The 17413-nt window shown below is 58.2% G+C and carries 20 protein-coding genes; 8 read left to right on the top strand and 12 right to left on the bottom strand.

Features of this window, described 5'->3' with window-relative positions; genetic code table 11:
- Window positions 1-11: 11 nt before the first annotated feature.
- The 9 genes from rapZ to M2367_RS11885 form a co-directional block, all read right to left on the bottom strand.
- Entirely contained in the window at window positions 12-878 is an 867-nt protein-coding gene (gene rapZ / locus M2367_RS11925) for an RNase adapter RapZ (protein WP_224431891.1), read from the bottom strand.
- Between the two features lie 47 nt (window positions 879-925).
- Window positions 926-1372, bottom strand: coding sequence for a PTS IIA-like nitrogen regulatory protein PtsN (gene ptsN / locus M2367_RS11920; RefSeq protein WP_042041906.1), 447 nt, complete (start codon window positions 1370-1372; stop codon window positions 926-928).
- Between the two features lie 2 nt (window positions 1373-1374).
- Complete coding sequence (gene hpf / locus M2367_RS11915) at window positions 1375-1662, bottom strand: ribosome hibernation promoting factor (protein WP_042041907.1); 288 nt, start codon at window positions 1660-1662, stop codon at window positions 1375-1377.
- A 21-nt stretch (window positions 1663-1683) separates the two neighbouring features.
- Window positions 1684-3123: an RNA polymerase factor sigma-54 gene (locus M2367_RS11910; RefSeq protein ID WP_259236813.1), complete on the bottom strand. Its 1440-nt coding sequence runs from the start codon at window positions 3121-3123 to the stop codon at window positions 1684-1686.
- Window positions 3124-3188: 65 nt separating this feature from the next.
- The gene (gene lptB, locus M2367_RS11905) at window positions 3189-3914 is read right to left on the bottom strand and encodes an LPS export ABC transporter ATP-binding protein (protein WP_042041909.1); all 726 of its coding nucleotides are present in this window, start codon (window positions 3912-3914) and stop codon (window positions 3189-3191) included.
- Between the two features lie 3 nt (window positions 3915-3917).
- Window positions 3918-4442, bottom strand: a complete 525-nt coding sequence (gene lptA, locus M2367_RS11900; RefSeq protein WP_042041910.1) for a lipopolysaccharide transport periplasmic protein LptA — start codon at window positions 4440-4442, stop codon at window positions 3918-3920.
- Window positions 4429-4989, bottom strand: coding sequence for an LPS export ABC transporter periplasmic protein LptC (gene lptC, locus M2367_RS11895; RefSeq protein WP_042041962.1), 561 nt, complete (start codon window positions 4987-4989; stop codon window positions 4429-4431). Before lptC ends, lptA begins: the two co-directional genes overlap by 14 nt.
- Window positions 4989-5543 (bottom strand): 3-deoxy-manno-octulosonate-8-phosphatase KdsC, encoded by a 555-nt coding sequence (gene kdsC, locus M2367_RS11890; RefSeq protein ID WP_259236812.1) that lies wholly within the window; start codon window positions 5541-5543, stop codon window positions 4989-4991. The genes lptC and kdsC overlap by 1 nt, the downstream gene beginning before the upstream one ends.
- Window positions 5543-6538 carry a KpsF/GutQ family sugar-phosphate isomerase gene (locus tag M2367_RS11885; RefSeq protein WP_042041912.1) on the bottom strand — a complete coding sequence of 332 codons (996 nt, stop codon included), beginning with the start codon at window positions 6536-6538 and terminating at the stop codon, window positions 5543-5545. Before M2367_RS11885 ends, kdsC begins: the two co-directional genes overlap by 1 nt.
- 206 nt (window positions 6539-6744) lie before the next feature.
- Here M2367_RS11885 and mlaF point away from each other — a divergent pair, with 206 nt between their 5' ends.
- The 7 genes from mlaF to murA are packed head-to-tail and all read left to right on the top strand — an operon-like array spanning window position 6745 to window position 11264.
- On the top strand, window positions 6745-7545 hold the full coding sequence (gene mlaF, locus M2367_RS11880) for a phospholipid ABC transporter ATP-binding protein MlaF (protein WP_042041913.1): 801 nt from the start codon (window positions 6745-6747) through the stop codon (window positions 7543-7545).
- Window positions 7545-8324 carry a lipid asymmetry maintenance ABC transporter permease subunit MlaE gene (gene mlaE, locus M2367_RS11875; RefSeq protein ID WP_259236811.1) on the top strand — a complete coding sequence of 260 codons (780 nt, stop codon included), beginning with the start codon at window positions 7545-7547 and terminating at the stop codon, window positions 8322-8324. Before mlaF ends, mlaE begins: the two co-directional genes overlap by 1 nt.
- Window positions 8325-8331: 7 nt before the next feature.
- Window positions 8332-8829, top strand: coding sequence for an outer membrane lipid asymmetry maintenance protein MlaD (gene mlaD / locus M2367_RS11870; protein WP_259236810.1), 498 nt, complete (start codon window positions 8332-8334; stop codon window positions 8827-8829).
- 2 nt (window positions 8830-8831) lie between these two features.
- Complete coding sequence (gene mlaC / locus M2367_RS11865; RefSeq protein ID WP_042041916.1) at window positions 8832-9464, top strand: phospholipid-binding protein MlaC; 633 nt, start codon at window positions 8832-8834, stop codon at window positions 9462-9464.
- A complete protein-coding gene (locus tag M2367_RS11860) occupies window positions 9461-9733 on the top strand; it encodes a lipid asymmetry maintenance protein MlaB (protein WP_042041917.1) in 273 nt (90 codons plus the stop codon). The genes mlaC and M2367_RS11860 overlap by 4 nt, the downstream gene beginning before the upstream one ends.
- Entirely contained in the window at window positions 9733-9990 is a 258-nt protein-coding gene (ibaG, locus tag M2367_RS11855) for a BolA family iron metabolism protein IbaG (RefSeq protein WP_005891007.1), read from the top strand. The genes M2367_RS11860 and ibaG overlap by 1 nt, the downstream gene beginning before the upstream one ends.
- 17 nt (window positions 9991-10007) lie before the next feature.
- A complete protein-coding gene (gene murA / locus M2367_RS11850; RefSeq protein WP_042041919.1) occupies window positions 10008-11264 on the top strand; it encodes a UDP-N-acetylglucosamine 1-carboxyvinyltransferase in 1257 nt (418 codons plus the stop codon).
- A 75-nt stretch (window positions 11265-11339) separates the two neighbouring features.
- Here the strand turns inward: murA and pmbA are convergent, their stop codons facing one another.
- Window positions 11340-12683, bottom strand: coding sequence for a metalloprotease PmbA (pmbA, locus tag M2367_RS11845; protein WP_259236809.1), 1344 nt, complete (start codon window positions 12681-12683; stop codon window positions 11340-11342).
- A gap of 112 nt (window positions 12684-12795) precedes the next feature.
- On the opposite strand from pmbA, the gene yjgA reads away from it, so the two are divergent.
- The gene (gene yjgA, locus M2367_RS11840) at window positions 12796-13320 is read left to right on the top strand and encodes a ribosome biogenesis factor YjgA (protein WP_042041922.1); all 525 of its coding nucleotides are present in this window, start codon (window positions 12796-12798) and stop codon (window positions 13318-13320) included.
- Between the two features lie 75 nt (window positions 13321-13395).
- On the opposite strand, the gene M2367_RS11835 is transcribed toward yjgA, so the two are convergent.
- Entirely contained in the window at window positions 13396-16494 is a 3099-nt protein-coding gene (locus M2367_RS11835; RefSeq protein ID WP_259236808.1) for a transglycosylase domain-containing protein, read from the bottom strand.
- A 205-nt stretch (window positions 16495-16699) separates the two neighbouring features.
- Entirely contained in the window at window positions 16700-17017 is a 318-nt protein-coding gene (gene tmaR / locus M2367_RS11830) for a PTS system regulator TmaR (RefSeq protein ID WP_042041924.1), read from the bottom strand.
- Window positions 17018-17413: the final 396 nt, after the last annotated feature.

Here is a 17413-nt window from a genome sequence, read left to right as displayed (position 1 = left end):
CCGTTGGGCCATCAATGTTGCGGATCGCGTTTGTCCAGGGTGCGATGGCGGATCTGCACGTTCTTGCCGAGCCCCTCAAAGGTGCGAGCCAGCTGTTCGGCGATAAACACCGACCTGTGCTGGCCACCGGTACAGCCAATGCCGACCGTGAGGTAGCTGCGGTTGTTGCGCTCCAGGGCTGGCAACCAGGTCGCCAGCATGTTCTCTATCTGCAGGGTGAACTGCATCACGTCCGGCTGACTGGCCAGGTAGCGAGCCACGGGCTCGTCCTTGCCGGTAAAGGGCTTGAGTTCGGGGATCCAGTGCGGATTGGGCAGGAAGCGGGCATCGAACACGAAGTCGGCATCCTTGGGAATGCCATATTTGAAACCGAACGACTCGAACACCAGCACCAGCTCGTTCTCTTTCTTGCCGAGCACCCGGGTCTTGATGAGCTCGCTCAGGTCATGGATGCTGAGGCTTGTGGTATCGATGCGCAGGTCGGCGCTGGCCGAGATAGGCGCCAGCAGATGGGTCTCTTCACGGATCGCCTCGTCCAATGAGAGGCGCTTGCGAGACAGCGGGTGCAGGCGGCGGCTCTCGCCATAGCGCTTGAGCAGAGTACTGTTCTCGGCATCGAAGAAGAAGCTGCTGTACTGCACCCTGCCATCGTTGCGCACCTGAGCAAGCAGCGTCTCTAGCCGCTCCGGATCGCTGGGCAGATTGCGCACGTCTATGCTGACCGCCAGCTTGTCGTACTGACTCTGTACCGACACGATCAGCTGGGGCAATAAATTGACCGGCAAGTTGTCGACACAGTAATAACCGAGATCTTCCAGCACCCGCAGGGCGACTGTCTTGCCCGACCCGGATCGGCCACTGACTACGATGAGCTGCATCTTGCGCCCTCCCACAACAAGGATTGATTAGAGCTGAGTGATGCCCATCAGGCGGAGATCATGATCTGGTAGAGATCATCATCGCTGCTGGCCTGGCGCAACTGGCGGCACACCGCCTTGTCACCGAGCTTGGATGCCATCAGGGAGAGGGTCTTGAGGTGCTGCTTGCACTCACTCTCCGGCACCAGCAACGCAAACAGCAGATCGACGGGCTGATTGTCGATGGAGTCAAAGGGGATGGGTTCTGCGAAGGTCATCAGGACGGCCGTCGGCGGGAACTCGTCGCCGATACGACCGTGGGGAATGGCGATCCCGGCACCTATGCCGGTGCTACCCATTTTTTCACGGGCAAGCAGACATTCAAACAGGGCCTGGCGTGAGGTTCCCAGCCGCTCGGCGGCCAGTTCGCTGATGATTTCCAGGGCGCGTTTCTTGCTGGTACAAGGGACCGCACTCTTGGTGCAGTCCCGACTCAGTATGTGTTCAAGTTGCATAGTTATTTTTGATTTAGCTTGTCTTTGTGCTTGATGATCTGTCGATCAAGTTTGTCGAGCAGGCTATCTATCGCAGCATACATATCTGCATGTTGTGAGTTGGCGAACACTTCGCCCCCGCTGACGTGTAGCTTGGCTTCGGCAATCTGGTTCAGTTTTTCTACGCTCAACACCACGTGAACATTGTTGATCTGGTCAAAGTGACGCTCGAGTCTGGCAAACTTGTTATTCACATAATCACGTAGTGCTTCGGTGATCTCTACGTGGTGTCCGGTCAAGTTAATTTGCATAACGTCTTCCTTTTGTTTTGCCTAAACCAGGCGTTTGCGCTGATTGGACGGTGGTATCAACAAGGATTCACGGTATTTGGCGATCGTGCGTCGTGCCACCATAATACCCTGTTCGGCCAACAAATCCGCGATCTTGCTATCACTTAACGGTTTCGCCGGGTTCTCCGCCGTCACCAGCTTCTTGATCAGGGCGCGAATTGCAGTCGATGAACATTCACCTCCTCCTTCGGTATTGACGTGGCTGGAGAAAAAATACTTCAGTTCGAAGATGCCGCGCGGGGTATGCATGTACTTCTGGGTAGTCACCCGGGAAATAGTCGATTCATGCATCTCCACCGCCTCGGCGATGTCGTTGAGCACCATGGGTTTCATGGCCTCTTCGCCATATTCAAAGAACCCCTGCTGCTGCTCCACGATGCAAGTAGCAACTTTCAGCAGCGTCTCATTGCGGCTCTCCAGGCTCTTGATGAACCATTTTGCATCTTGCAGATGGGAGCGAATGAACTGGGTATCCTGGCTGGTACGCGCCTGGCGGGCCATGGCCGCATAGGTTTCGTTGACCCGAATGCGCGGTGCCGAATCCGGATTGAGCTCCACCACCCAGCGATTCTGACGCTTGATGACTGACACATCCGGGATCACATACTGGGAGTCACTTTGCACCACCCTGTTGCCGGGTCTGGGCTCGAGTTGCTGGATAAGGTCGATGACCTCCTTGAGATCCCCCTCCTTGAGGCGGGTCTTGCGCGCCAGGGTGCGATAGTCACGATTGCCCAACAAATCCATGTGCTCGCCAATCACCTCCCGCGCCTCGGCCAGCCAGGGCAGATCGGGGCTGAACTGACCTAACTGGATCAGCAGGCACTCTTGCACCGAACGGGCGGCGATGCCCACGGGATCGAAATGCTGCACCCGCTTGAGCACGGCTTCCACCTCGTCGAGCTCTACCTCAACCTCTTCGCTGCTCACCGCCTGCCGGATATCCTCCAGAGGACTGGTCAGGTAACCGGACTCATCAATGCCATCGATGATGGCCAGGGCGATGGCGGCATCGACATCGCTGAAGGGGGTGAGTCGCATCTGCCACAGCAGGTAGTCCTGCAGGTTCTCGGTGGTTTCCCCCTGATAGACGCTCTCTTCCCCCTCAAAGACGGGCCCTGCACTCTGGCCAGTACCGGCGGAGTAGACATCATCCCAGCTGCTGTCGACCGGCAGCTCGTCCGGCATCTGTTCCTGCGCCATGGCCTCGCTGCTGTCGAGCTGACTCTCGTCTTGCTTGACCTCGGCATGGGTCTCCTGCTGCTCGGCCTCTTCTTGCTCGAGCAGGGGGTTGTTATCGAGGGCTTGCTGGATCTCCTGCTGAAGTTCCAATGAGGAGAGCTGGAGCAGACGAATCGCTTGTTGTAACTGTGGCGTCATGGTCAATTGCTGACCGAGGCGCAACTGGAGTGTCGGCTTCATCTACGTCGGGATATCCTTATATTCAGCGAGGCGGTCATCAGGCAGCAAAGGGTGATTTCCCCTTACTATAGACTGAATTGATCGCCCAAATAGACACGCTTGACCTGTTCATCGGCCAGGATCTCGGCGGGAGTGCCTTCCGCTATCATCTGGCCATGGCTGACGATATAGGCCTTCTCGCACACGTCCAGCGTCTCCCGCACGTTGTGGTCGGTGATAAGCACACCCAGGCCCCGCTCCTTGAGGTGCTGGATGATCTTCTTGATGTCGATGACGGAGATGGGATCTACCCCGGCAAAGGGCTCATCCAGCAGGATGAAGCGCGGTTCGGCGGCCAGGGCACGGGCTATCTCGACTCGGCGTCGCTCGCCACCGGACAGGCTCTGGCCCAGGTTGTCGCGAATGTGGGTGATGCTGAACTCTTCCAGCAGCTGTTCAACCTTGTCTTCACGCTCCTCCCGACTCAGCCCCTTGCGGGTCTGCATGACCCCCATGAGGTTGTCATAGACGGAGAGGCGACGAAAAATGGACGCTTCTTGCGGCAAGTAACCGATGCCATTGCGGGCACGGATATGCATGGGCTGCAGGCTGATGTCCTGCTCATCGATGGTGATGAGGCCCGCATCGCGCTGCACCAGGCCGACGATCATGTAAAAAGAGGTGGTCTTGCCCGCACCGTTCGGGCCGAGCAGACCCACGATCTGGCCAGTGCCCACTTCCAGGCTGACATCACTGACCACCATGCGCTTCTTGTAGCTCTTCTGCAGCCCTGCTGCTTTCAACACGGCCATGGTTTATTTGTCCTGCTTCTTGTCGGCGGGCTTGTCGAAGTTCTCAACCTGATCAGGCAGGAAGACCGTCTTGACGCGATTGGTCTCCCCCTTGCTCTCGGCGATCATCTTCTGCTTGACGATGTCATAGCGAATGAGGTCGCCGTTGACCTGGCTGTCCTCCTGCTTGAGTTCACCGTTGCCGGTAATGGTCACCAGGCGGTTCTTCAGCTCATAGCGGATGCTGTCACCGTGCGCATTGACCGGCTTGCCGTTATCGAGGATCTGGAAGAAGGTGGCGGGCTTGCCATAGGCGGTCATCACCTCGGCACCCTTCTCGCCGGAGCGGATCACCACGACCTTGTCAGCCTTAATCTTGATGGTGCCCTGGGTGATGATCACATCGTCACTGAAAGTGACGCGGTTATCCTGCATCTCGGCGATCTGCTTGACGGCGTCCACATACACCTTCTCGGCGAAGTCGGACTCTTTGGCGTTGACGCCGCCGCACAGCAGCAGTGCCAGGACGGCCAGATTAACGTTTTTCATTGAAATAGATGGCATGACCTTGATCCAGTAATTCGAAATATTTGCGATCCAGATGACCCTTCAGGCCCACGCCCTCGGTCTGGAACTCTTTGGCGACTATGTTGACCTGCCGATTGCTTCTCACATCCTGGGTCACCAAGTCCAGCTCCAGATAGGGTGTGTCCAGGGTGGAGATGAAGGAGGTGGGCAAGAGGCCATCGAGATGGACCTTATCGCGCAGTATCACGTTGTCGTCCGTGTTGAGCACTCCCGTCTCGGCGGTCACCTTCCACTCTTCCTGACCCTTGTCATCAAACAGATAGACGATGGGCTTGTCGAAGGTAGCCTGCTCGAGCAGCTGAAAATACTCGGCATAGACAGACTCCAGCCGCTCGCTGCGCTTGCCTGTCTCGTCGAAGCGGGTGGTCACCAGATCCTTGGCGATGAAGTCCGGCTGATAATGTTCTGTCTTGGTCGCGGCTGGCGGCGCCAGGGTCACGTCTCCCAATTGCCAGATGGCCAAGGCAGCCAGGAAGAGCACGGCGAACAGCAAGGTCTGGCGATTGATCATGCCGACACCTCGGCCAGCTCATCGGCATGGCCCTGAGCCTGCAAGATGAGATCGCACAACTCGCGTACCGCCCCCATGCCGCCACCCAAACGGGTGACCAGATCGGCCCGGGCCGCAACCAGTGGATGAGCATCGGCAACTGCGACCCCCAGCCCACAGGCCTGCATCACCGGCAGATCTATGGTGTCATCCCCCATATAAGCGGCCTGAGTGGCCTCCAGGCCCAGTTTGGCCAATAGCGCCTCAAAGTGAGGCAGCTTGGTGTCCGCCCCCTGTACCAGATGCTTGACCCCCAGACTCGCCATCCGGTTGCTGACGATGCGCGAGTTGCGGCCGGTGATGATGGCAATCTCAATCCCCGCCTTCATCAAGGCCTTCATGCCTGCCCCGTCCCGGGTGCAGAAGGTCTTGAGCTCTTCGCCATCGTTGCCCATATAGATGAGGCCATTGGAGAGCACGCCGTCCACGTCGCACACCAGCAGGCGTATACGGGCAGCCTTCTCATGCTGGGCTGCCGTCACTGGGCCATAGGGCGTTGCAATCTGTTGCATCAAATCACTCCCGCCTTGAGCAGATCGTGCATGTTGAAGGCACCGAGCGGTCGTTTGTCCGCATCAACTACCAACAAGCCATTGATTTTTTTCGTTTCCATCAACTTTACCGCCTCGGCGGCCATCATCTCCGGTCTTACGGTAACACAGTTGGCCGTCATCACCTGCGCGATAGGCGTGCTGTGAATATCGACCCGCAGATCCAGGATGCGGCGCAGGTCACCATCGGTAAACAGGCCGGCCAACAGGCCGTCGCCATCGACCACGGCCGTCATGCCGAGCCCCTTGCTGCTGACTTCCAGCAGAGCCTGACTGATGGTGGCATCTATCCCTACCCGGGGCAACAGATCTCCGGCATGCATCAGATCGCCAACCCGCAGCAGCAGGCGCTTGCCCAGGGATCCCCCCGGATGGGAGAGCGCGAAGTCATCGGCGGTGAAGCCACGGGCTTCCAGCAGAGCCACCGCCAGAGCATCTCCCATGACTAAGGTGGCCGTGGTGCTGGAGGTCGGGGCCAGTCCCAGGGGGCAGGCCTCTTGTTCGACCCTGACACAGAGGTGCACATTCGCCTCTTTGGCCATGGTCGAGGCTGGATTGCCGGTCATGCAGATGAGCGGTATGCCCCGGCGCTTGAGTACCGGCAGCAGGGCCAGGATCTCGTCGCTCTCCCCGGAGTTGGAGATGGCGATGATGAGATCCCCTGCCGAGATCATGCCAAGGTCCCCATGACTGGCTTCGCCAGGATGCAGGAAAAAGGCCGGGGTACCCGTACTGGCCAGGGTAGCGGCAATCTTGTTGCCGATGTGGCCGGACTTGCCCATGCCAGTGATGACTATCTTGCCCCCGCAGCCCAGCATCAGCTGGCAGGCACGAACAAAGGTCTCGTCCAGATACTGATGCAAGCCCTCGATGGCTTGTTTCTCTATGTCCAGCACCGCTTTGGCACTGCGACGAAAATCGAACATTTCAGACAGGTTTTCAGGCTTGATAGACATATGGGGAGAGCTCCGGGCCGAAATTAGCTGCGGGATTATAAAAAAGTCTGTCCAGATAAGCGAATCTGATGGTTTCTGGCGAGCATGATGGGGGGCGAAAGGCCGGAAACTGTCGCCGACAGAGGGGACTGGCCTGCTCAATAGTTGTGCCTTGTTGTTGCTTAGACCTAGACTAGCCCATAAAATTCGCTCTTCATTTGCACCCGATGGACAATTGTTTGAACAACGATCTGATCACCATCTCCGATCTCAGCTTCAGTCACGGCGATCGCCTGCTCTACGACAACATCAGCCTCACCATCCCCCGTGGCAAGGTGACCGCCGTGATGGGGCCAAGCGGGATCGGCAAGACCACGCTGCTGCGGCTGATCGGCGGTCAACTCAAACCCGATGCCGGCACCATACTGTTTGACGGTGAGGACGTGCCCAGCCTGTCGCGCGGCCGACTCTATACCCTGCGCAAGCGGATGAGCATGCTGTTCCAGAGTGGTGCCCTCTTCACCGGCATGACGGTGTTCGACAATGTGGCCTTCCCCCTGCGTGAGCACTCCGGCTTGCCCGAGGCGCTGATCCACACCATCGTCATGATGAAGCTGGAAGCCGTCGGTCTGCGCGGCGCGGCATCCCTGATGCCCTCCCAGCTCTCGGGGGGCATGGCCAGACGCGCGGCCCTGGCAAGGGCCATCGCTCTGGATCCGGACCTCATCATGTTCGATGAGCCCTTCGTCGGCCAGGATCCCATCACCATGGGGGTGCTGGTAAAACTTATTCGCGAGCTCAACGATGCCCTTGGCATTACCTCCGTCATCGTCACCCATGATGTCACCGAGGTGATGGGCATCGCCGATTACGCCTATATCATCGCCAATCGCAAGGTCGTGGCCCAGGGCACACCCCAGCAGTTGCGGGAGGATCGCAATCCCGAGGTCGAACAGTTCCTGCAAGGGCTGCCCGATGGTCCGGTTCCATTTCATTTCCCGGCTGGCGAACTGCTACAGGATCTATGATGTTGATAAGTCAAATAACCCAGTTGGGGCGATCCGGGATCCAGTCTCTGACCGCCATGGGACGGGCGACCATAATGCTGTTTCACGCCCTGGCCGGTCGCCCGCAACCGCGCAAGCACTTCCCGCTGCTCATCCAGCAGCTCTATGTGGTGGGGGTGCAGTCGGTCGCCATCATCCTGGTCTCCGGCCTCTTCATCGGCATGGTGCTCTCGCTGCAGGGTTACAACGTACTGAAAGACTTCGGTGCGGAAGGCAGCCTGGGGCCGCTGGTCTCTCTCTCTCTGCTCCGCGAGCTGGGTCCTGTGGTCACTGCGCTGCTGTTCGCAGGCCGGGCCGGTTCAGCACTCACCGCCGAGATAGGTTTGATGAAGGCGACCGAGCAGCTCTCCAGCCTCGAGATGATGGCGGTCGATCCCCTGCGCCGCGTGGTCGCCCCCCGTTTCTGGGCTGGCGTCATCAGCATGCCGCTGCTGGCCTTCATATTCAGCCTGATTGGCATCATGGGTGGCAAATTGGTCGGGGTAGACTGGCTCGGCGTCGATGAGGGCGGCTTCTGGTCCGCCATGCAGGCCGCGGTAGACTGGCAGGATGACATCATGCAGGGCGCCATCAAGAGCGTGATCTTCGCCCTGGTTGTCACCTGGATTGCGCTCTTTAACGGTTATGATGCCAAGCCCACCTCGGCTGGGATAAGCCAGGCCACGACCCGCACCGTGGTCAACTCCTCCCTGGCCGTGCTCGGCCTGGATTTTATACTCACCGCAATCATGTTTGGATAAGGTAAAGATGAAGTTCAGCAAAGTAGAATTCCTGGTTGGCGCCTTCATGCTGGCCGGCATCGCAGCCATTCTGGCGTTGGCACTGCAAGTCGCCGGTTTGAGCTTTAAACCTGAGGGAGAAACCTATACCCTGCGCGCCCATTTCGATAATATCGGCGGCCTGAAAGTGCGCTCGCCGATCAAGGTGGGCGGCGTGGTAGTCGGTCGAGTCAGTGACATCAGCCTGGACAGCAACACCCAGGTGCCCGTTGTCACGCTGGAGATGCAAAAGAGTGCCGGGGAGTTCTCCGAAACCAGCAGCCTCTCCATCCTGACCTCTGGCCTGCTCGGCGAGCAATATATCGGCCTGGCACCCGGTTTCTCCGACGAGGAGATGGGGACTGGCATGCTCAAGAATGGCGACACCATAGAAGACACCAAGTCCGCCATAGTGCTCGAGGATCTGATTGGCAAGTTCTTGTATAGCCAATCTTCCGACAGCAAAGACGACACCAAGAAGGAGTAACCATGTTGAAGAAAATGACCCTGCTGATCGGGCTGATGACCAGCATATTGTTCTCCTTGGTGGCCCAGGCCGAGAGCTATCCGAGCGACCCCTATGCTCTGGTCGATACCGCAGCCAAGCAGACTTTCGCCCGCTTGAAGGCCGATCAGGCACAAATCAAGCAGGATCCGGATCACCTGAGAGTCATCATCCGCGAAGAGCTGCTGCCCTACATCGACACCCGCTTTGCTGCCTACAAGGTGCTCGGCAACCAGATCAAAGAGACCACCCCGGCCCAGCGTGATGCCTTCGTGCAGGTGTTCACCGAATACATGGTGAGCTCCTATGCCGATGCCCTTGCCCATTTTGACAAGCAGGTTGTCAAGGTCGAACCGGGCAAGCCCGCGACCGGTAACATCACGGCAGTCAGCGTCAGCGTCAAGGAGAGCGGCAAGCCCGATCTCTTCCTCGAATTCAAGCTGCGCAAGAACAACAAGACCGGTGAGTGGAAGGCGTTTGACATGGTGGCCGAAGGTATCAGCCTGCTCTCCGCCAAGCAGAGCGAGCTCGGTGGCCTGATCCGCCAGAACGGCATAGACGCCGTGATTGCCCAGCTGCAGGCCCACAACGCCAAGCCGCTGGTACTCAAGTCATGACATTCGGTGCCGACCTGCAATCCGAGCAGGTCATCACTCTGTGGCAGAGCCGCGATCAGTGGTGGCAGCAAGACAGTCTGGACCTCAGCCAGGTCGAGCGACTCGACTCCGCCGGGCTGGCGCTGCTGGTCAAGTGGGCCAAGGCCGCACTGGCCCGGGGCGCCCAGCCACAGCTGATCAATGCCACCGCCGACATCTATACTCTGGCGACCCTGTACGGGGTCGTCGCTCTTTTCCAACCCATTGCCCAACAAACCGAGGACGCATAATGCAAGTCTCTGAAATTGAAGCACTACTCCTAGAGGCATTGCCCCTGTCCGAAGTGCACGTCAAAGGGGATGGCAGTCACTACCAGGTGATCGCCGTCGGCGACATGTTCGACGGCATGAGCCGGGTCAAGAAGCAGCAGGCCATCTACGCCCCGCTGATGGACAAGATCGCCACCAACGCCATTCATGCCCTCTCCATCAAGGCCTTTACGCCTACCGAGTGGGCCCGTGAACGCAAATTTATCCTGCCCTCCTGATTTGGTATTTAAGTAACATGGACAAATTCAAGATCGATGGTCGTTGTACTCTCAACGGCGAAGTGACCATCTCCGGCGCCAAAAACGCCGCCCTGCCGATCCTGTTCGCCACCTTGTTGTGTGACGAAGAGATCCAGCTCTCCAACGTGCCTCGCCTCAAAGATGTCGGCACCACCCTCAAGCTGCTGGAGATGCTGGGGGCCAGCACCAAGGTCAACGGTAACGTGACCGTACTGACCGGTGCCGTCAACAACCACGTCGCCCCCTATGAGCTGGTCAAGACCATGCGCGCCTCCATACTGGCCCTCGGCCCCCTGGCCGCCCGCTTCGGTGCCGCAGACGTCTCCCTGCCTGGCGGTTGCGCCATTGGAGCCCGTCCGGTCAACCTGCATGTGCATGGCCTGGAGCTGATGGGTGCCAAGATCACCATCGAAGATGGTTACATCAAGGCGCGTGTCGATGGTCGCCTCAAGGGTGCCCACATACTGATGGACATGATCTCCGTCACCGGCACCGAGAACCTGATGATGGCCGCGGCCCTGGCCGATGGTCGCACCGTGATCGAGAACGCCGCCCGTGAGCCGGAAGTGGTCGATCTCGCCAACTTCCTCAACACCCTCGGCGCCAAGGTGCAGGGTGCAGGCACAGATACCCTGACTATCGACGGGGTCGAGAAGCTGCACGGTGGCGCCTACAGCGTCCAGCCGGATCGCATCGAAACCGGTACCTTCCTGGTCGGTGCCGCTGTCACCGGTGGCAAGGTTGTCTGCCGCAAGACGGATCCCTCCCTGCTGGAAGCTGTACTGGTCAAGCTGGAAGAGGCGGGCGCACTCATCGAGAAGGGCCCAGACTGGATCAGCCTGGACATGACAGGTCGTACCCTCAAGCCGGTCACCATCAAGACCGCTCCCTACCCGGCCTTCCCGACCGACATGCAGGCCCAGTTCACCGTGTTGAACGCCGTCGCCAAGGGCACCGGCATGGTCACCGAGACTATCTTCGAGAACCGCTTCATGCACGTGCCGGAACTGGTGCGGATGGGCGCGGATATCGAGTTGCAGGGCAACGTTGCCATCTGCCGTGACACCGAGCAGCTCAAGGGTGCCCAGGTCATGGCCACCGATCTGCGCGCCTCCGCCAGCCTGGTTCTGGCTGGCTTCGTCGCCGAAGGCACCACTATAGTCGAGCGTATCTATCACATCGACCGTGGCTATGAAGACATAGAGCACAAGCTGCAAGCCCTGGGTGGTCGCATCGAGCGCATCGCCGGCTAAACCGCATGCTGCCGATGAAAAAGGCCCCCTCGCCTGGCGAGGGGGCCTTTTTATTTTGCCGTACAGGGCAAAGACTCAGTGGCCGGCCAGCTTCATGTTCTCGATCAGCACAGAGCCGGTCTTGAGGCTGGATCGTTCATCTTCGTCGGTACCGACTGCCACTATCTGGCGGTACATGTCATTGAGGTTGCCCGCGATGGTGATCTCCTCGACCGGGTAGGCTATCTCGCCATTCTCGACCCAGAACCCAGCCGCGCCACGGGAGTAGTCGCCATTGACGATATTGACCCCCTGCCCCATCAGCTCGGTCACCAGCAGACCCGTGCCCATCTCCTTGAGCAAGCCCAGGAAATTCTGACCCGTGTTTGACACCTGCCAGTTGTGAATGCCACCGGCGTGGCCCGTGGTGGTCAGCCCCAGCTTGCGCGCCGAGTAGGAGGTGAGCAGCCAGCTCATCAGGCTGCCATCGCGGATGATGTCGCGATCCTGGGTACGCACCCCCTCACCATCGAAGGGCGAACTGGCCAAGCCCCCCAGCAGATGGGGGAACTCCTGGATCCTGAGCCAGGCAGGCAGGATCTGTTCGCCCAGACGACCTTGCAGGAAGCTCGACTTGCGGTAGAGATTGCCGCCGCTGATGGCCATCACCAGATGGCCCCACAGACCGGCTGCGGTATCGGGGTGGAAGAGCACAGGAGCATGGCGGGTCGTGATCTTGCGGGCACCAAGACGGGCTAGAGTACGCTCTACGGCCTCGTCGGCGATGCGTTGCGGGCTCCAGAGCCCGGCAAGGTCACGGCTGGAGGAGTAGCCATAATCGCGCTGCATGTCGCCATCCTGCTCCCCGATCAGCATGCAACTCAGGGAGTTACGCGAGGCCGCATAGCCCTTCACAAAACCGTGACTGTTGCCATAGACCTTGATACCGAGGTGGCTGGAGAAACCGGCACCATCGGAGTGCTTGATCCGGCTGTCTCGATTCAGGGAGAGCCGCTCGCACTCGATAGCCAATGCGATGCCACGCTGGGGATCCAGCTCTATGGGGTGACAGAGCTGCAAGTCCGGGGCATCCCAGGCGAGCAGCTCGGGATCGGCCAGGCCGGCACAATCATCGGCCGAAGTGTGGCGGGCAATCTCGATGGCCGCCTCGACGGCGGCACGAATCGCGGACTGGCTCAGATCCGTGGTCGATGAGGATCCCTTGCAACCGTTGCGGTAGACGGCGATGCCCAGCGCCCCATCCTTGTTGAATTCGATGCTTTCCAGCTCGCAGCCGCGGGTATTGACCGACAAACCGGTCTGCTTGCTGATAGAGACCTCCGCCAAGGAGGCGCCCAGCCCTTTGGCAATCTCAAGCGCCTCGGCCACCACGGCCTCCAGTTGCGCCTGATCCTGGCGGATTTCGTCTTGCTGCGTCATAACTCAAGTCTGCGTGAAGAAAGGAAGGGGGCTAAGCATATCAGACCCCTGCGCCCAGCGGGAGAAACTGGTAACATATCGACCAAACGCGAATGACAGGATATGAAGAATAATGAGCCACTTTAACGATGAGCAAGAGTTGGATGACTGGGGCCCCAGCAAGAGCCAGTTGAAGCGTGAGGCCGAGATACTGCAGCAGATGGGTGATGATCTCGTCGATCTCAGCCACAGCGAGCTGGAACGTATCACACTGGACGAAGAGCTGGCGGAAGCTATCGAACTGGGTCGTAAACTCAAGCCCAAGAAGGATGAGTCCTACCGCCGTCACCTGCAGTTCATCGGTAAACTGATGCGCAGTCGCGACATAGCGCCCATCACCGAAGCACTGTCGATCTTCAAGAATCGCCACTCCACCATCAATGCTCGCCTGCACCGCCTGGAGCAGTGGCGCGAGCGCTTGATCGTCGAAGGGGACGAGGCTCTCAATGAACTGATGTCCCAGTTCCATGAACTGGACCGCCAGAAGCTGCGCCAGTTGATCCGCAACGCCAAGAAAGAGCGCGAGCATAACAAGCCGCCTGCGGCATTTCGCGAGATCTACCAATATCTGCGTGGCGAGATAGAAGACCAGTTGTAAGGGAAGTGATGGACGGATATCGCTATAAAAACGGGGCCATCAGGCCCCGTTTTCGTATCTGGCATTCCCTTGTTCTCAACCCGCAACCGGCGCCAGACACTGGGTCTGGGTCCCAGGCACCAGATAAGGTGTGAGCAAGGGTGCCATGCCCTTGAGCACCTGCACTGGCAGCGCCGACGTGAAGCGGAACTTGTCTGACTGACTGCCAGGTACATAGGCGGTCAGGGTTCCGAAGTGATCATCGCCGATGAAAAACACGAAGGTAGCCGTGCGGTTACGAGCCAGGGAGCTGGTGACGTTGCCGTAGCGTCCCACGGTTTCGAGCCTGTTGTCCCCTGTCCCCGTCTTGCCACCCATGGTCAGCACTGTGCCGTCGGCCAGGGTAAAGGCGCCAGAGATGCGCCGCGCCGTGCCGCCTTCCACCACTTTGGAAAGCGCACCTCGCAGGGCTGTCGCCACCTCGGAGGGTAGCACCCGCTCACCCTGGGTATGGAGTGGCTCAAACTCGGTCTCGAACGGCGTGCCCTTGGCAAACGACAGGTGGTCGATGCGCAAGGTCGGTGCCCGGATGCCATCGTTCTGAATGATACCCATCAGCTCGGCCAGAGCCGCTGGCCGGTCGCCCGAGCTGCCCAGGGCAGTGGCCAGAGAGGGCACCAGGTGATCGAACGGATAGCCCACCTTCGCCCAGCGCTGATGAATATCGAGGAAGGCCTCCACCTCCAGCATGGTACGAACCCGGGTATCGCGGGCACTGCGATGGCGGGTCTTGAACAACCAGCTATAGACCTCCTGACGTTCGTCCCGACTCGCCAGCACCGCATCGGCGAACGTCGCCTTCTCATAGGCCTTGAGATAGGAGACCAGCCAGAGTTCGAGAGGGTGTACCCGCGCGATATAGCCCTGATCCGGTAGTGAATACTTACCTGGACCATAAGAGTCATAGAGCTGGCTGATACGCTTTTCACTCAACTGATTACGCAGCACCTTGGGCAGACGCGCATCCAGGAAGGCGGTGAAGGTCGGTAAATCCGCATCGGGGTAGAGATAGCGATGCACCGCCGCCAAACGACTCGCACTCGGTTTGAGCCCATCGAGGAAGGTATCGATCTGCTCGGTCGGGGTCTTGCCATTGTATTTACGCCAGAAGCGCAGCAAATAGGTCTGCCCCTCCTTATCGGCAAACCGGGTCAGATACTCGGTGCGGCGCGGATCCTTGTCATCCTTGAGCAGCTGATTGCGGTTACCTTCCTTGTAGAGGGTATAGCGCACCAGATCACGCATCAGACGCACGAATGGCAGGTTGAGGGACTCTCGCAGCGCGTCACGGATCGATGGATTGCGATTGTTATCGTACTTGTTGAAGTTGTTGAAGGTGTGCATGCCGCCGCCCGTGAAGAAGCCTTCATAGGGGCTGGCCGAATATTTGCGATCCAGTGCCACCTCCAGCATGGTGGACAGGCTCTTGTCCTTGGCCGAGGCCAGATAGGAGACTGCCCAGCGGCTGATGTTGTCCTGGGGGGAGAGATCCAGCTTGCGCAGGTTCTCAGCCGGCATCTCCACATAGTTGTCATGCAGCTCGGCGACGATCTGCAGATAAGTCGTCAGCACCCGCAACTTGGCGGTAGATCCCAGCTCCAGCTTGCTGCCCTCGTTGATGTCGAAGGGTTGATCCGTGTTGTCAGTCTGTACCCGAACCTTGAAGCCATCCTGGGATTTCTCGAACAGGGTAAAGCTGTAACGCACATCCCCCGTCTTCTCCGGCGAGAGTAACCGCTCACCAAATAAACCGACTTTCTCGGCAAAGACGGGATCGGCCAACTGATGCAGGTAGCCAGTGATCTCTTTTTGCAGCGGCATATTGAGGCTGGTCTCGGCGGTCAAATCCATGCGATCCAGATCGTACAACTGCACCCCTAGCTGGCGGCTCAAACGAGTGCGAGCAACCTGCAACCCCTTGTTGTTATTGACCTTGGTAATAGCAGGTGACTGCAAGAAATCCCGGTATTTGATCTTGGCCTTAAGGCCAGCCGCCATCAGATCCGGGGTGATCATGCCCTCTTGCACAAAGAGACGCAGATAGCTGTCGGTGAGCGCGGACAGGGCATCACGCCCCTGAGCGAGGTAGTAGGAGGGACGACGGTGGGCGATCATCAAGGAGACCACCTGGCGCAGTGCCAACCCTTTATCGTCCAGGGAGGCATCCTGATTGCGCGCAGGATCGAGCAGGCGATTCACCTCGGCCACATCGGCACCAAACCATACCCAGAGACCATCACCCAGTCCATGCACCTCGCCATGACCAGGGGCCGCCGACAAGGGGACAGAGTTGAGGTAGGCCCAGGCGACCAGTTTACGCGCTTCCAGGGTTTCAGGCCCCAATCGATAAGCCCTTACGCTGGCTGAAATCATCTGACGGATTTTCTCAGTCGGCGAGACGGTCAAACCATCGGGTGAGTGCCGGTATTTCTCCACCTGGGTCGCCAGGGTGCTGCCACCCGCCGACTGCCCTTCCATGTCCAGCGCCTTGCCAAGCTGGGAGACGGCCGCCTTGGTAAAGCGTGGCCAGTCGACAGCGGGATTCGCCAAGGGCTGCTCATTACTCAGCAGATCGCGGTTCTCGATGAACAGCAAAGACTGCACGACCAGAGGCGGGATCGTGGCAAAATCGGGGTAGTAATAAGTGGGATAGTGGAACGCGTAGAAAGAGTCGGCCCGGCAGTCATGCAGGGTCAGACCAGCTTGCACCTTCTCGGTGTATGGTACGAAGAAACCACGTTTGGCATAGTCGTAGAGCGCATCGGAGAAGCGTACCTGCGCGCTCACCTCATAGCCTCGCTGAAGCAAGCGCTCCTGCATCATGGGCAACAAGACATAGCCCAACCGTTTATCAAAGGGGCCGTCATCCGGGAAGATAATCTGTTTGCTCGGCCCTGGCTCGACCTGATATGTCAGCTTGGCCGCATAACGGGAAATCTCTTGTGATTGAAGCTTGGAGGTCTTCATCTCGTAAGCGATCAGCAGGCCTGCCGCTATCAGGCAGAGCAAGATAAACAGACAGAATAGCCAACGCCACCAGGAGCGACGCTTGCGCTTTTTGGGACCGCCCTCTGGCGGGACGGGAAACTCTTGAGGTGCCACTGTATCCAGATCCGTCCGTTGTAATGCGCCCATATTTGCCCACCATGGTTACGCAATTTATTGTGTTTCACTCAAGCTTAGTCTTTTCAAGTCAATGGCTTGAAAACTATTCACCGCTTCGTGCCGATGGTAACAGGCCGACCTCCAAAATGGGAGTCGATTGTCTCGTTCTAACCCGCTGTACTCATGCAAAAACACCGGCGATGTGCCGGTGTTCAATATCTCTATCCTGGATGGATTACTTCTGGGAGCTCATCGCTTTCAGCTTGGAGCTCAGCTCCTTACGCTCCTTGGAGAGCTCAGCATTCTTGATGATATGGTCATCGACTCGCTCTTCATAGTCGGTGCGCATGTTGGCGATGATGGCCTGAACTTCATCTATGCTCATGCCCGGCTTGATGTAGTCACTCAGGTTATCGAGCAACAGTACTCGCTTCTGGTTATCACGGATTTTTTTCTCGTTATCGGTGATCTCGCGTTTGAGCTTGTTCTGACGACGAGACATACGCACGTATTCCAATACATCGCTAAAAGTAGATTTATTTACTTGTTCCATATCGATACCACTAACTCAAGGTTGATAAAAGCGGGGGGTAGGTTACGCCTGATACGAAAAGCCATCTGCAGAAAAGCAGGCGAACATCACATCTCTTCACTCTACCGAGTTATATGACAGATACAAGCCTATTGCGTGCTAACGCCAGATGTCCGGCCAGTAAACATATGATTTGAAAAGAGGAAGTAAGCAGAAGGTAACATGGAGGATCTATTCCTTCCGGAATTTCAGACATGAAAAAAGCCCGCTCGTGAGAGCGGGCTTTCAGGGTCTTGCTACCAGCCAAATGCGTCTGCATTTTTGGCCAATCACATCGCTGTGACCGTAATTAGGAGCCTGGCAGTGTCCTACTCTCGCATGGCGAATGCCACACTACCATCGGCGCTACCGCGTTTC

The sequence above is a fragment of the Aeromonas sp. BIGb0445 genome, assembly GCF_024809075.1.
In the GTDB taxonomy this organism is placed as follows: Bacteria; Pseudomonadota; Gammaproteobacteria; order Enterobacterales; family Aeromonadaceae; genus Aeromonas; species Aeromonas rivuli.
The sequence above is the reverse complement of the archived record's forward strand: the minus strand, read 5'-3'. Positions and strand labels throughout refer to the sequence as shown.

Coding starts and splice junctions, on each gene's coding strand:
- rapZ (WP_224431891.1), bottom strand. CDS start 878: ATGCAGCTCATCGTAGTCAGTGGCCGATCCGGGTCGGGCAAGACAGTC.
- ptsN (WP_042041906.1), bottom strand. CDS start 1,372: ATGCAACTTGAACACATACTGAGTCGGGACTGCACCAAGAGTGCGGTC.
- M2367_RS11885 (WP_042041912.1), bottom strand. CDS start 6,538: ATGTCTATCAAGCCTGAAAACCTGTCTGAAATGTTCGATTTTCGTCGC.
- yjgA (WP_042041922.1), top strand. CDS start 12,796: ATGAGCCACTTTAACGATGAGCAAGAGTTGGATGACTGGGGCCCCAGC.
- hpf (WP_042041907.1), bottom strand. CDS start 1,662: ATGCAAATTAACTTGACCGGACACCACGTAGAGATCACCGAAGCACTA.
- M2367_RS11835 (WP_259236808.1), bottom strand. CDS start 16,494: ATGGGCGCATTACAACGGACGGATCTGGATACAGTGGCACCTCAAGAG.
- ibaG (WP_005891007.1), top strand. CDS start 9,733: ATGCAAGTCTCTGAAATTGAAGCACTACTCCTAGAGGCATTGCCCCTG.
- mlaD (WP_259236810.1), top strand. CDS start 8,332: ATGAAGTTCAGCAAAGTAGAATTCCTGGTTGGCGCCTTCATGCTGGCC.
- pmbA (WP_259236809.1), bottom strand. CDS start 12,683: ATGACGCAGCAAGACGAAATCCGCCAGGATCAGGCGCAACTGGAGGCC.
- lptA (WP_042041910.1), bottom strand. CDS start 4,442: ATGAAAAACGTTAATCTGGCCGTCCTGGCACTGCTGCTGTGCGGCGGC.
- lptB (WP_042041909.1), bottom strand. CDS start 3,914: ATGGCCGTGTTGAAAGCAGCAGGGCTGCAGAAGAGCTACAAGAAGCGC.
- tmaR (WP_042041924.1), bottom strand. CDS start 17,017: ATGGAACAAGTAAATAAATCTACTTTTAGCGATGTATTGGAATACGTG.
- murA (WP_042041919.1), top strand. CDS start 10,008: ATGGACAAATTCAAGATCGATGGTCGTTGTACTCTCAACGGCGAAGTG.
- mlaC (WP_042041916.1), top strand. CDS start 8,832: ATGTTGAAGAAAATGACCCTGCTGATCGGGCTGATGACCAGCATATTG.
- M2367_RS11860 (WP_042041917.1), top strand. CDS start 9,461: ATGACATTCGGTGCCGACCTGCAATCCGAGCAGGTCATCACTCTGTGG.
- kdsC (WP_259236812.1), bottom strand. CDS start 5,543: ATGCAACAGATTGCAACGCCCTATGGCCCAGTGACGGCAGCCCAGCAT.
- mlaE (WP_259236811.1), top strand. CDS start 7,545: ATGTTGATAAGTCAAATAACCCAGTTGGGGCGATCCGGGATCCAGTCT.
- mlaF (WP_042041913.1), top strand. CDS start 6,745: ATGGACAATTGTTTGAACAACGATCTGATCACCATCTCCGATCTCAGC.
- M2367_RS11910 (WP_259236813.1), bottom strand. CDS start 3,123: ATGAAGCCGACACTCCAGTTGCGCCTCGGTCAGCAATTGACCATGACG.